15 protein-coding genes are annotated in these 12,639 nt (G+C 47.7%); all 15 read left to right on the top strand.

Features of this window, described 5'->3' with window-relative positions:
* Window positions 1-561 precede the first annotated feature (561 nt).
* The 15 genes from rpmE to upp all read left to right on the top strand — a co-directional run bounded on the left by rpmE (window position 562) and on the right by upp (window position 12,624).
* On the top strand, window positions 562-774 hold the full coding sequence (rpmE, locus tag ABE021_RS14000; protein ID WP_430289483.1) for a 50S ribosomal protein L31: 213 nt from the start codon (window positions 562-564) through the stop codon (window positions 772-774).
* A 291-nt stretch (window positions 775-1,065) separates the two neighbouring features.
* The gene (locus tag ABE021_RS13995) at window positions 1,066-1,668 is read left to right on the top strand and encodes a thymidine kinase (RefSeq protein ID WP_430289482.1); all 603 of its coding nucleotides are present in this window, start codon (window positions 1,066-1,068) and stop codon (window positions 1,666-1,668) included.
* A 163-nt stretch (window positions 1,669-1,831) separates the two neighbouring features.
* Entirely contained in the window at window positions 1,832-2,908 is a 1,077-nt protein-coding gene (gene prfA / locus ABE021_RS13990) for a peptide chain release factor 1 (RefSeq protein ID WP_430289480.1), read from the top strand.
* The gene (prmC, locus tag ABE021_RS13985) at window positions 2,901-3,752 is read left to right on the top strand and encodes a peptide chain release factor N(5)-glutamine methyltransferase (RefSeq protein ID WP_430289478.1); all 852 of its coding nucleotides are present in this window, start codon (window positions 2,901-2,903) and stop codon (window positions 3,750-3,752) included. Before prfA ends, prmC begins: the two co-directional genes overlap by 8 nt.
* A gap of 46 nt (window positions 3,753-3,798) precedes the next feature.
* Window positions 3,799-4,386, top strand: a complete 588-nt coding sequence (locus ABE021_RS13980; RefSeq protein WP_430289476.1) for a stage II sporulation protein R — start codon at window positions 3,799-3,801, stop codon at window positions 4,384-4,386.
* A gap of 59 nt (window positions 4,387-4,445) precedes the next feature.
* Window positions 4,446-5,474 carry an L-threonylcarbamoyladenylate synthase gene (locus ABE021_RS13975; protein ID WP_430289475.1) on the top strand — a complete coding sequence of 343 codons (1,029 nt, stop codon included), beginning with the start codon at window positions 4,446-4,448 and terminating at the stop codon, window positions 5,472-5,474.
* A 111-nt stretch (window positions 5,475-5,585) separates the two neighbouring features.
* The gene (locus ABE021_RS13970) at window positions 5,586-6,086 is read left to right on the top strand and encodes a manganese efflux pump MntP family protein (RefSeq protein ID WP_430289474.1); all 501 of its coding nucleotides are present in this window, start codon (window positions 5,586-5,588) and stop codon (window positions 6,084-6,086) included.
* A gap of 53 nt (window positions 6,087-6,139) precedes the next feature.
* Window positions 6,140-6,583, top strand: a complete 444-nt coding sequence (locus ABE021_RS13965; RefSeq protein ID WP_430289472.1) for a low molecular weight protein arginine phosphatase — start codon at window positions 6,140-6,142, stop codon at window positions 6,581-6,583.
* The gene (locus ABE021_RS13960; protein WP_430289470.1) at window positions 6,580-7,872 is read left to right on the top strand and encodes a methyl-accepting chemotaxis protein; all 1,293 of its coding nucleotides are present in this window, start codon (window positions 6,580-6,582) and stop codon (window positions 7,870-7,872) included. The genes ABE021_RS13965 and ABE021_RS13960 overlap by 4 nt, the downstream gene beginning before the upstream one ends.
* Window positions 7,873-8,045: 173 nt before the next feature.
* Window positions 8,046-8,486, top strand: a complete 441-nt coding sequence (rpiB, locus tag ABE021_RS13955; protein ID WP_430289468.1) for a ribose 5-phosphate isomerase B — start codon at window positions 8,046-8,048, stop codon at window positions 8,484-8,486.
* 17 nt (window positions 8,487-8,503) lie between these two features.
* Complete coding sequence (locus ABE021_RS13950; RefSeq protein WP_430289466.1) at window positions 8,504-9,049, top strand: TIGR01440 family protein; 546 nt, start codon at window positions 8,504-8,506, stop codon at window positions 9,047-9,049.
* A gap of 58 nt (window positions 9,050-9,107) precedes the next feature.
* Complete coding sequence (gene glyA, locus ABE021_RS13945; RefSeq protein WP_430289463.1) at window positions 9,108-10,361, top strand: serine hydroxymethyltransferase; 1,254 nt, start codon at window positions 9,108-9,110, stop codon at window positions 10,359-10,361.
* 1,175 nt (window positions 10,362-11,536) lie between these two features.
* Complete coding sequence (locus tag ABE021_RS13940) at window positions 11,537-11,689, top strand: hypothetical protein (RefSeq protein WP_430289461.1); 153 nt, start codon at window positions 11,537-11,539, stop codon at window positions 11,687-11,689.
* A 61-nt stretch (window positions 11,690-11,750) separates the two neighbouring features.
* Window positions 11,751-11,903, top strand: a complete 153-nt coding sequence (locus tag ABE021_RS13935; RefSeq protein ID WP_430289459.1) for a hypothetical protein — start codon at window positions 11,751-11,753, stop codon at window positions 11,901-11,903.
* A gap of 91 nt (window positions 11,904-11,994) precedes the next feature.
* Complete coding sequence (upp, locus tag ABE021_RS13930) at window positions 11,995-12,624, top strand: uracil phosphoribosyltransferase (protein WP_025785593.1); 630 nt, start codon at window positions 11,995-11,997, stop codon at window positions 12,622-12,624.
* Window positions 12,625-12,639 lie beyond the last annotated feature (15 nt).

Raw genomic sequence — 12,639 nt, 5'->3', positions numbered from 1 at the left:
TCGATTAAAGACACTTAAGCGGTTAATGTATGGTCGAGCAAGCTTTCAAGTCTTGGAAAAGCGAGTATTGTATCACCTGTAATTATTTTCAAAAAATAATCAGTCAAGACGTAATAGGTTAGAGGCTAACTCCCCGTTTTCGCGTAAGAACCAGTTTTATGATCATTTTTTTAGTTTTATGATCACTTTTCGGAATTTATGAGCGGAATCCAACGTTTATGATCACATTCTTGAGTTTATGAGCGAAATCCCATGTTTATGATCACTTTTCGATATTTATGAGCAATCTCCCTATACTTGGAGGTGTTTTCACCAAAGACTCCTGCTGAATCCGTACATTGGGAAAACGTCCAAAGCTGCAGTTCCATCCTGTCGAACCTTCAAATTTTTTAAACAAAAACCTTGCGCACACCCACACAATTTGATAAGATTAACTCATATGATTCATATACGACTGACATACACGGGTCGTGTAAGGCATCTGTCTTTTACTGGGAAGGCGAGAGCTAACCAGAATAAAAACTCTGTACCAGATGGTCCAGGGCGAGAGGAGAGAGACCGATGAAAGCAGGAATTCACCCAGATTACAAACTATCAACTGTTTCGTGTTCATGTGGTAACACATTCGAAACAGGTTCTGTCAAAGAAGACATTAAAGTAGAAGTTTGTTCAGAATGCCACCCATTCTACACTGGACGCCAGAAATTTGCTGCAGCGGACGGACGTATCGACCGCTTCAACAAGAAATATGGCTTCAAAGAAGAAGGCAAGTAAGAACGGCTTTCCAGTTCCCGTCCGGTGCATTGCGCCGGGCGGGAATTTTGATTTAACTGAATTCAATAGAAGTCCATCACCTCTATCAAGAGCGGGTGATGTGCGAACTTTTTCCTCTTAACGGTGAGGGTTCGAACCTCGGCTGAATTCAGTTAAGGAAAGGCACCCAGATTACGCCGCCTCATGTCGCATCAGCTGCGTAACCGATGCGTAATCCGGGTGCAATTCACCTAAGGCGTAATTGATCGAGCACTACTCCTTATTTTCAAGATAGACGAAAGGGGATTCACCATGTACGTTTCCATGCAAGGCGGATGGGTTGAAGTCATTTGTGGAAGTATGTTCTCCGGGAAATCGGAAGAACTCATCCGAAGAATCCGCCGCTCTCAATTTGCCAAACAAAACATTGCTGTATTCAAACCTGAACTCGACAATCGCTACGCCGAAGAAGCGGTCGTCAGTCATAACGGGACAACCGTTATTGCGATGCCTGTCGCCTGTTCCGCAGATATTGTGACGCAAGTGACCGACGACTGCGACGTCATCGCAATCGACGAAGCTCAATTTTTCGATGACGGGATTGTCGATACCGTTATGGAACTTGCAAATCACGGTTTCCGTGTGATTGTAGCCGGGCTTGATCAGGACTTTCGGGGAGAACCATTCGGTCCGATGCCAAGACTGATGGCAATTGCGGAAATCGTTACGAAACTGCAAGCGGTCTGCACCGTGTGTGGTTCTCCTTCAAGCCGGACGCAACGTCTCATCAATGGAAAACCTGCAGGATTTGATGATCCTATCATCCTGGTCGGGGCGTCCGAAGCATATGAACCAAGATGCCGTATGCATCACGATGTACCAAAAGGGATTTCCATCCAAATGCACGCAGAATAACGACCCGCCAAAGAGACAAGCTGCCTGGCAGATTGTCTCTTTGTTTGCTTTTTCCTAGAGTAACGTTTCCATACAAAGGACTTGCACTACTTGAGCTGTATATTTGCGAGCACGAATGCCGTACAATAACACTAAGACCAAACTAATTAGAGGTGAATCGATTATGTATGACAGACTCCAAGCCGTTGAAGACCGATACGAACGATTGAACGAATTGCTGAGTGATCCTGATGTCGTAAGCGACTTGAACAAACTCCGTACGTATTCCAAAGAACAATCGGACCTCCAGGAAACGGTGGAAGCCTATCGGGAATACAAACAAGCAACAGAAGCAAGGCAGGACGCCAAGGAAATGCTTGAAGAATCGATAGATGCTGATATGGAAGAGCTCATCAAGTCCGAACTCTCCGAGCTTGCGGAAACCATTGAAACACTGGAAGCGCGTCTGAAACTATTGCTCGTACCGAAAGACCCGAATGATGGCAAGAACGTCATCATGGAAATCCGCGGTGCCGCAGGGGGAGACGAAGCTGCATTGTTTGCTGCGAAACTTTACCGGATGTATAGCCGATTTGCAGAACTCCACCACTGGAAAATTGAAGTGATGGACTCAGCACCGACCGAACTGGGCGGTTTCAAAGAAATCATTTTCATGGTCAGCGGTAATGGTGCATTCTCCAAACTGAAATTTGAAAATGGTGCACATCGGGTCCAGCGCGTTCCTGAAACTGAATCTGGCGGTCGTATCCACACATCCACTGCAACTGTAGCCGTACTGCCTGAAGCAGAAGAAGTTGAAATAGAACTGCATGACAAGGACATCAGGACCGATACATTCGCTTCATCCGGTCCCGGTGGCCAATCCGTCAACACGACCATGTCTGCAGTCCGTCTCACTCACTTGCCAACAGGCATCACCGTCTCGTGTCAGGATGAAAAATCGCAAATCAAAAACAAAGAGAAAGCAATGAAAGTCTTACGTGCCCGCGTCTATGATAAATTCCAATCCGAAGCGCAAGCGGAATACGATGAAAAAAGGAAATCGGCTGTCGGGACAGGAGATCGCTCTGAACGGATCCGTACGTACAATTTCCCGCAAAATCGCGTTACCGATCACCGCATCGGGTTGACCATTCAAAAATTGGATCAGATTATCGAGGGGAAAATGGATGAATTGATCGAAGCGCTGACGCTTGAAGACCAAGCTCGCCGGTTAGAAAGCATGGAAGCCAATGACTGAAACGATCCATCACGCACTAAAAGCGTTGGAAGCTGAGCTTGCCCATGAACAACTTGACGTCAACGCAGCGTTCCTCCTGCTGGAGCACGTAACGCAAAAATCCCGGGCATCTCTTCTTGCAGACTTGCGGGAACCGCTCACTGAACAGCAGCAACGTCAATTCGAATCACTCGCATCAGACTTGTTAACCGGCAAGCCGATCCAGCATATCATTGGCGAGGAATGGTTTTACGGACGACCGTTTAGCGTCTCAAAAGACGTACTAATCCCGAGACCTGAGACGGAAGAACTCGTTCAAGGTGCTTTGCATCGGGCATCTAGGTTATTCAGAAACAAGCCGGTACAAATTGCTGATATTGGAACAGGAAGTGGAGCAATAGCAGTGACATTCAAGCTTGAATACCCGAATGCACACGTCACCGCAACGGATATCAGTGAAGCTGCGCTTACTATCGCTCGAAGGAATGCAGAGCGGAATGATGCAAGCATCACCTTTTTACAAGGGGATTTAGCGCAGCCGCTAAAAGACGGGAAATGGGATATCATTTTATCCAATCCACCCTATATAGGTCGCGACGAAGCGTCATCCATGTCGTCCACTGTATTGGATTACGAACCGCATGGAGCACTTTTCGCTGATGAAAATGGACTCGTACTCTATCGAAAGCTTGCAGAAACACTTCCTGAGATGATGAAGAAGCCTGCATTGATCGGGCTGGAAATCGGCTATCTGCAAGGGGCGGAGGTGCAACAACTCTTTCAACATGCTTTCCCGAAAAGCAAGATTGAAGTCGTCCAAGACTTGAACGGAAAAGATCGAATGATATTTTGTGAGATTCAGTGAATAAACCCCTCCTAACCTGTCAACAATGAGGTCAGGAGGGGATGACATGTTACCAGATTATCCACAGTTCGCACAACAACCAACATTAACAATTGAACCGGACCATAAATGGAGAAAACGTCTGATTGCTCTCGTAGAATTCATTCTAATACTTGTGATGCTTCAATCGATTCTCACACTCTTTCAAGAGCACACGAGTGACGAGCCGATTCGTTATCGTATTCTCGCGCACTCGGATGCCCCGGCAGATCAAGCGATCAAAGTTCGGATTCAAGAAGAAATCGAGCCGATGATTGCAGGTGCAATTGCACGGACGACTACTGAAGCAGAACTGCTAAAGGAACTTGAAAGTCTTGAAGCTGAGATGTTAGCTGCAGCAAACTTGCATTCTCCGGATCGCGTCGTTACTCTTGAACGTAAAAATGCTCTGTTCCCAGCAAAGAGGGTAGGCTTTGAAATTTTTCCTCAAGACGTATATGAGGCATACGTATTAACGATCGGAAGCGGACGTGGAGCGAATTGGTGGTGTTCCATTTTTCCAAAAGTGTGTTATGCAGAAGAAGAAGAAGCTGTAGAGAGTGATGGAGAGGTGAAATTCTTCGTGTGGGAGTGGATAACTTCTTGGTTCGAATAAAGTTACCCACTGATGATGTGGATAACTTTTACGAAAGCGTTGAAAAGGAGGATGAAAATATGAACACCCAAACGGTGAAAGTGGATAAAGGTGTGGATAATGACAATAGTTATCAACAAACTGTGGATTGTTTAAGAAATGGAGGTCTTGTAGCGTTTCCGACAGAAACTGTCTACGGACTTGGTGCACTTGCGACGGATCCAGACGCAACAAAAAAGATTTTTGAAGTAAAAGGCCGCCCATCTGATAATCCACTGATTGTACATATAGGAACTAAAGAGGAAGTAAGCACATATGCAGCAGAAATCCCTGACAGTGCCCTCCGATTGATGGATGCATTTTGGCCCGGCCCCCTTACGTTGATTTTCAATGAAAAGCCAGGCCTCATTGCGGAAAATGTCACAGTTGGAAGAGGGACGGTCGGGTTGCGTATGCCGGATCATCCGGTTGCGCTGCAATTGTTACGACTTCTAGGAGCCCCTCTCGCTGCACCGAGTGCAAACCGAAGCGGAAAACCGAGCCCGACGAAAGCGAGCCATGTCGCGAGGGATCTGGATGGAAGAATTCCATTTATACTAGACGGTGGTGCAACAGGAGTCGGAGTGGAGTCGACTGTCATCGATATGACAACAACGCCCCCTGAAATTTTGCGTCCCGGTGGTGTAACCGTTGAAATGATTGAAGCGGTCATCGGTCCTGTCCGATCGGAATCGCATGCAGAAGAGGCGGATGCACCGCGTGCTCCAGGTATGAAATACATGCACTATTCACCCGACGCACCCGTTTGGTTGATTGAACCCGATCAGAACCAGATTGAACAAGCTATACGCGCTTTAACGGATAAAGGACTGAAAGTTGCAGTCATCGGGCCTGATGAGCTGGAATCGAATAAGCCATCCTGGTATTTTGCAACGGGTGCCTATGCGGATCCGAGTCAGTTGGCTGCGCATCTATATGATGCCCTCCGCAATTGTGATGAAACGGAAGCGGATGTGATATTGGCAGTCGAATCCCCTTCAGAAGGCATGGGTGCAGCGGTGATGAACCGACTGAAAAAAGCTGCAGACGGAAAACGGTTTTTGGTTTAAGCAACCGGATTTTTCGATTCGAGTGCCGAAACACATTAAATAAATTTCGTGCATGGCCTCCCCGGGCGCCGCATAAGATGGACTGGCGTAAACTTCGGGGAGGTTCTTCTATTGATAGAAATCATTGCGGCTAGTGTGACAACAATTGATATCCTCGTCATCTACACATTGCTGCACGTTCGAAAAAGGAAATGGCTGATTGCTCTGTGGACAGCGTTCTTGAATGTCGCGTTTCCTCTACTTGGATTTATGGCTGGAGAACTATCTGCCCAACTGTTTTCTGAATGGAGCGGAATTCTCTCGAGTATCCTGCTGGGGCTGATCGGTTTACATATGATACTGCAAGAAGATGACCCGAGTGAAACGAAAGTGACGGGTCCTCTTCTGATTGCTGTTGCAGTTAGTTTAGACAGTTTTTCTGTAAGCATGTCTTTTGGATTAATGCATTTGAATAAATGGCTTTTCATCGTATCAACTGGGGTGATGTCTTTAGTTCTTTCTTACTTTGCATTAAGGATGAACGTGACAATGACGCCACATTCTAGAACGGGTTTACGGCGATTAGCCGGAGTTGTCTTAATCGTTATGGGGATATTGTCATGGATTTCTTAAAAAACTGTTTCGATTTCGGGACAAATCGGTTATGATGAAGATAGGTGATTGTGATGAATATTTGCTTTATTTGTACAGGGAATACATGTAGAAGTCCGCTTGCGGAAGGAATATTGAAATCGAAGCAGCTAGAAGGCGTTTCGGTTCGTTCAGCGGGTGTTTATGCAACAGATGGCGCGCTCATTTCCAGTCATTCCCGCAACCTTTTAGAGGAGCACGGAATGCCGGTGACGCCCACGTCTCGACGTTTTACACAACAGGATTTGGAGTGGGCAGATCTGATACTTACCATGACGGTTTCACACCGGGATATGCTCCGCAGTGCTTATGCTGAGCAGGCAGACAAAATAGTGACATTGAAAGAGTATGCTGGCTCCGCTGAATACGATGTCCAAGATCCATATGGCGGAAATTCCGCCGTTTATCAACAGACTTTTGAAGAGCTGTCCGACCAGATTGATGTGCTAGCGCGCAAGTTAATGGGGGAACACAGATGAGAGAGACAAAGAAAAAGTTCGGATTGAAGTGGAAATTGGTCATATTTGTGACAATACTAGCGATAGTGACGTATTCAACAAGCGCAGTATTCATTAACATCTTACAACCGCAATTCTTCCCGAATGCGAATCCGATGTGGTTCGGAATCATGACCTATGGAATGGGGATTTTTTGGTCTGCGGTGCTCGCAGCACTTTTCAGTACAATCTTAACGAAACCGCTCCATCAGCTCGAACAGGACGCGATGCGTATTGCTGACGGGAAAATCGGTACAGATATAGCACTCCCGAACTCGTCTGATGAAATCCGTTCTGTAGCGGAAGCGTTTCAGCAAGTGGTTGTCAACTTACGAGGAATTGTTGGACAGATTGAAACCAATTTCGAAAAAACTTCCCGCTCCGTAGATGTTTTGCATAACGAAACAGGCTCTGCTTCGAACCAAGCCGATGCGATTGCCTCAACCATTATTGAAATCTCTTCGGGGGCAGAAGCATCCGCCATCGCAATCCAGGAAACGGCAGAAGCGATGGAAGATATCCGTACACTCGCTTCCGACGTCAATAATCGTGCCGATCAATCGTCCAAGCAGTCGAACGACATGCTTGCTGAATTGAAACGGACTACGGATGCCTATCGGACACTTGTGGATGGAATTCGCGACATGTCCACACAAAGTGAAGACTCCCTTTCTACGATCCGGGACCTCGATAGAAATGCCCAGAAGATTGGGGAAATCGTTCAGCTCGTCGGCAACATCGCGAATCAGACAAACTTGCTGGCGCTGAATGCGTCCATTGAAGCTGCTCGTGCAGGGGAACACGGAAAAGGTTTTGCTGTAGTCGCAGAAGAAGTGCGGGTGCTCGCAGATGAAAGTGCAAAATCCGTTCAAATGATCGGAGGTCTCGTCAGCACTATTCAAGCTGACGTCACGAAAGTCGTAAAAGAAATGGAAGCGCAAGTTAAAGCCGCCGCTAAAGAAGCTGGACGAGCAGATGAAACGAACAAAAGTATCATTGCGATGGCAACGACTGTGACGGATATGGCGGGTTCCATCACTGGGATTACAGAACTTGTGGAACATCAGCTCAGTAAGATTGAACAAACCGCTCACCAGTCGCAAGAAGTCGCAGCGATCGCAGAAGAAACTTCAGCAGGTGCCGAAGAAGTACAGGCGGCTACCGAAGAACAAGCGCATTCAATCGAACAGACAAGCGTCTTGGCGAGCGAACTAAAAGGTCAATCCGAAGCCCTTTATGAGGTCATCCGCCAATTCGATACTTCCAAATAATAAAGTCGGCTACGTGCCGGCTTTTTTGTATGGATAAAATTCCATCGAATCAAGAATTACACAGGTGGAATTTGTCCGGAAACAGAAGAATCTCCCACATTGCTTCATGCTGTGTTTTTCCGATGAAGAATGATAGAATAAGTTGTAAGTATATTAAGAAAAGAGGGACGCACATGAAACTCGCGATTTCTTCAGATCATGGCGGGAACAACTTGCGCCATGAAATCAAACAACTACTAACGGAACTAAACATTGAATTTGAAGACTTCGGTCCGGAATCGGGTCAGTCCGTCGACTACCCGGACTACGCAGCAGCTGTAACAAAAGGGGTCGCATCAGGAGAATTCGATAAAGGCATCCTTATCTGTGGAACCGGTATCGGCATGTCCATTGCGGCCAATAAAGTAAATGGCATCCGCTGTGCGCTCGTCCATGACGTATTCAGCGCTAAAGCGACAAGAGGCCATAACGATTCAAACGTTTTGGCAATGGGAGAACGTGTTATCGGCCCTGGACTTGCCCGCGAAATCGTCCAAACCTGGTTGGAAACACCGTTCGAAGGCGGGCGACATGAGCGCCGCATCGAAAAATTGATGAACCTCGAAAACAACTAAGAAAGCGGGGAAGAGACATGGATGCGTACATCTTATGGAGACTGCAGCTGGAACAAACACTTGCAGAACTGGCGGAATTGGCTCCGCCATTGCCGGGAACCCTTTTTGTCGTAGGTTGTTCGACATCTGAAGTGGCAGGCAAAAACATTGGAACGGCAGGTGCACTCGAAGTAGCCCAAGCGCTCTACGAACCTCTCGTTCAATTCGCTTCAACCTACCAGCTGCACCTCGCTTTCCAAGGGTGTGAGCACATAAACCGCGCTCTCACGATTGAGCGAAAAGCAGCGGAAAAGTTTGCGTTTGAACCAGTGTCTGTCGTGCCCGTCCGGACAGCAGGCGGTTCAATGTCCGCTTATGCTTACGAGCATTTGGATGATGCGGTCGTCGTCGAATCCGTCCGTGCAAACGCCGGCATCGACATAGGACAGACCTTGATCGGCATGCATTTGAAGCCGGTCGCAGTACCCATCCGCACATCCGTTAAACATATTGGTGAAGCAGTCGTTACCTGTGCAACCACTCGTCCGAAACTCATCGGCGGAGTCCGCGCGCAGTACGAATAACTCAAGGTCTACAAGCTTTGAGAATGTAAGACTACTAGACGCTAAAGGGGAAATGAACATGGATTTGAGCAATGTGAAACGCGAAGATAGTGCTGTTTTTGAAGCAATAATGGCAGAAAAGAATCGACAGAACGCTAATATCGAATTGATTGCATCAGAAAACTTTGTCTCTGAAGCGGTCATGGAAGCACAAGGTTCCTACTTGACGAACAAATATGCAGAGGGCTATCCAGGTAAGCGCTATTATGGCGGCTGCGAACACGTCGATGTCGTCGAAAACATCGCACGCGACCGAGCGAAAGAGCTATTTGGTGCAGCTTATGCAAACGTTCAAGCACACTCCGGCGCTCAAGCGAACATGGCAGTCTACTTCACAGTACTCGAACCAGGAGACACCGTCCTAGGTATGAACCTCTCGCACGGCGGTCACTTGACACATGGAAGTCCCGTAAACTTCTCCGGAAAATTATACAACTTTGTTGAGTACGGTGTAAGCGAGCAGGACGAGCGTATCAATTACGAAGATGTCCGTCAAAAAGCACTCGAACATAAGCCGAAGATGATCGTAGCGGGTGCAAGTGCATACCCACGCGAGATCGATTTCAAGAAATTCCGTGAAATTGCAGATGAAGTCGGTGCATTCCTTATGGTAGACATGGCGCACATCGCTGGACTTGTTGCAGTCGGTGAACATAACAGCCCAGTGCCGTACGCGCATTTCGTGACGTCCACAACACACAAAACATTGCGCGGACCACGCGGAGGACTCATTTTAGTCAACGAAGAATTTGCAGAGCAATATGGTAAGAAAATCGATAAAACCATCTTCCCGGGCGTACAAGGCGGACCATTGATGCACGTCATCTCTGCGAAAGCGGTTGCATTCGGCGAAGCGTTGAAGCCTGAGTTCAAGACATACATTCAACAAGTGAAAAAAAATGCAGTAGCTCTAAGTGAAACACTTGTTGCTGAAGGCATCGACATCGTTTCTGGCGGCACAGACAATCATTTGCTCCTTTTGAACTTGACAAGCCTAGGTTTAACAGGAAAAGTGGCAGAGCACGTATTGGATGAATGCGGAATCACTGTTAATAAAAATACGGTTCCGTTCGATAAGGAAAGCCCGTTCGTCACATCTGGTATCCGGATCGGTACACCAGCAGTGACATCACGCGGTTTCAAAGAAGACGACATGAAAGAAGTCGGCGCAATCATCGCGAAGCTCTTGAAAAACCACGAAGACGAAGCGGTAAAAGAAGAATCGAAAAAACGCGTCAAAGCTTTGACAGACCAGCATGCATTGTATGCGTAATGGTTAATGCGGCCGCCATCTCTATGATGGCGGTTTTTTGTGCGAAAAAGTGAGAAGGCTTAACTCAGTGGATGGCGACCAATATTGCATGATCGCAGCGGAGTTGTGTCCTGTTATCGACAAATTCGGTTAGGTGTCGGAGAAAATGTAGCGAGTGTCGGAGAAGTCGAGATGACTGAACGAGAACCTGTCGTCGATGCTGGTCAATCCGGTCTAAGTGATTGAGAACGCAAAAACACGCCCTATGGCGGAGCCGGAAGAGGTGGCCCTCCTGAAACAAGCGAAGCGCTACCAATAAATCCCTAAATAAAGTGGGATAGTGTCCCGTTATCGACAAACTTGGCTAGGTGTCGGAGAAAACGTTGTGAGTGTCGGAGAAGTCGCTGTGACTGAACGAGAATCTGGCGCCGATGATGGCCAACCCGGTCTAAGTGATTGAGAACGCAAAAACACGGAATAAGGCGGAGCCTAAAGGGATAGCCCTCTTGAAATAAGCGAAGCGCGACCAATAAATCCCTTAATGCAGTGGAATGGTGTCCCGTTATCGACAAACTTGGCTAGGTGTCGGAGAAAACGTTGTGAGTGTCGGAGAAGTCGCTGTGACTGAACGAGAATCTGGCGCCGATGATGGCCAACCCGGTCTAAGTGATTGAGAACGCAAAAACACGCCCTATGGCGGAGCCGGAAGAGGTGGCCCTCCTGAAATAAGCGAAGCGCGACCAATAAATCCCTTAACGCAGTGGAATAGTGTCCCGTTATCGACAAACTTGGCTAGGTGTCGGAGAAAACGTGGTAAGTGTCGGAGAAGTCGATGTGACTGAACGAGAATCTGGCGCCGATGATGGCCAACCCGGTCTAAGTGATTGAGAACGCAAAAACACGCCCTATGGCGGAGCCGGAAGAGGTGGCCCTCCTGCAATAAGCGAAGCGCGACCAATAAATCCCTTAACACAGTGGAATAGTGTCCCGTTATCGACAAACTTGGCTAGGTGTCGGAGAAAACGTGGTAAGTGTCGGAGAAGTCGCTGTGACTGAACGAGAACCTGGCGTCGATGATGGCCAACCCGGTCTAAGTGATTGAGAACGCAAAAACACGCCCTATGGCGGAGCCGGAAGAGGTGGACCTCTTGAAACAAGCGAAGCGCTACCAATAAATCCCTAAATGAAGTGGAATAGTGCCCCGTTATCGACAAATTCAGCTAGGTGTCGGAAAAAATGTGGTAAGTGTCGGAGAAGTCGCTGTAACTGAACGAGAATCTGTCGCCGATGATGGCCAACCGGGTCCAACTGATCGAGAACACAAAGTCACGGTAGATGGCGGAGCCTAAAGGGATAGCCCTCCTGAAATAAGCGAAGCGCGACCAATAAATCCCTTAACGCAGTGGAATAGTGTCCCGCTATCGAAAACCTTGGCTAGGTGTCGGAGAAAATGTGGTAAGTGTCGGAGAAGTCGCTGTGACAGAACGAGAACCTGTCGCCGATGATGGCCAACCCGGCCCAACTGATCGAGAACACAAAAACCTTGGCTCAGCAACCGTGTAAATCTTCCGCGAATTCCAAACTTCATGCCAAGCAACCACTTGCGCCGTCATTCTGGTATACTGTATTGGATAAAGTAAAAGGAGCGATTCTAATGGCTAAAGTACACGTATTCGATCACCCGCTCATCCAGCATAAACTTACATTCATCCGCGACGTTAACACAGGAACAAAAGAATTCCGCGAACTTGTAGATGAAGTTGCAACATTGATGGCTTTTGAAATCACACGAGAGCTGCCCCTCCAGGAAGTAGACGTGGAAACGCCGGTTTGCATGGCGAAATCGAACGTACTTGCAGGGAAGAAACTCGGGATTGTTCCGATTTTACGCGCAGGCATTGGAATGGTGGATGGGATTCTGAAACTGATTCCTGCAGCACGAGTGGGGCACGTCGGTTTATTCCGCGACCCTGAAACGCTTCAACCGCACGAGTATTTCGTAAAGTTGCCGTCGGACGTTTCCGAACGTGAATTGATCGTCGTGGACCCGATGCTCGCTACAGGCGGAACGGCAGTGGAAGCTGTCAATTCTTTGAAAAAGCGGGGAGCTAAGCACATTAAATTCATGTGTCTGATTGCTGCACCTGAAGGCGTAAAAGTATTTACAGATGCACACCCTGACGTGGACGTTTACATCGCTGCACTCGATGAAAAACTGAACGATCACGGCTACATCGTACCAGGACTCGGCGATGCCGGGGACCGTTTGTTCGGAACCAAATAATTGGGGAAGGCGTGA

This window comes from Sporosarcina gallistercoris (assembly GCF_050459885.1).
In the GTDB taxonomy this organism is placed as follows: Bacteria; Bacillota; Bacilli; order Bacillales_A; family Planococcaceae; genus Sporosarcina; species Sporosarcina gallistercoris_A.
This window is presented reverse-complemented; position numbering and strand designations above follow the sequence as displayed.

Excerpts from the sequence above, each read along its gene's own strand:
- ABE021_RS13950 (WP_430289466.1), top strand. The coding sequence starts at position 8,504 with ATGGATGCGTACATCTTATGGAGACTGCAGCTGGAACAAACACTTGCA.
- prmC (WP_430289478.1), top strand. The coding sequence starts at position 2,901 with ATGACTGAAACGATCCATCACGCACTAAAAGCGTTGGAAGCTGAGCTT.
- ABE021_RS13965 (WP_430289472.1), top strand. The coding sequence starts at position 6,140 with ATGAATATTTGCTTTATTTGTACAGGGAATACATGTAGAAGTCCGCTT.
- glyA (WP_430289463.1), top strand. The coding sequence starts at position 9,108 with ATGGATTTGAGCAATGTGAAACGCGAAGATAGTGCTGTTTTTGAAGCA.
- ABE021_RS13980 (WP_430289476.1), top strand. The coding sequence starts at position 3,799 with ATGTTACCAGATTATCCACAGTTCGCACAACAACCAACATTAACAATT.
- ABE021_RS13960 (WP_430289470.1), top strand. The coding sequence starts at position 6,580 with ATGAGAGAGACAAAGAAAAAGTTCGGATTGAAGTGGAAATTGGTCATA.
- ABE021_RS13975 (WP_430289475.1), top strand. The coding sequence starts at position 4,446 with ATGAACACCCAAACGGTGAAAGTGGATAAAGGTGTGGATAATGACAAT.
- rpiB (WP_430289468.1), top strand. The coding sequence starts at position 8,046 with ATGAAACTCGCGATTTCTTCAGATCATGGCGGGAACAACTTGCGCCAT.
- ABE021_RS13995 (WP_430289482.1), top strand. The coding sequence starts at position 1,066 with ATGTACGTTTCCATGCAAGGCGGATGGGTTGAAGTCATTTGTGGAAGT.
- prfA (WP_430289480.1), top strand. The coding sequence starts at position 1,832 with ATGTATGACAGACTCCAAGCCGTTGAAGACCGATACGAACGATTGAAC.
- rpmE (WP_430289483.1), top strand. The coding sequence starts at position 562 with ATGAAAGCAGGAATTCACCCAGATTACAAACTATCAACTGTTTCGTGT.
- upp (WP_025785593.1), top strand. The coding sequence starts at position 11,995 with ATGGCTAAAGTACACGTATTCGATCACCCGCTCATCCAGCATAAACTT.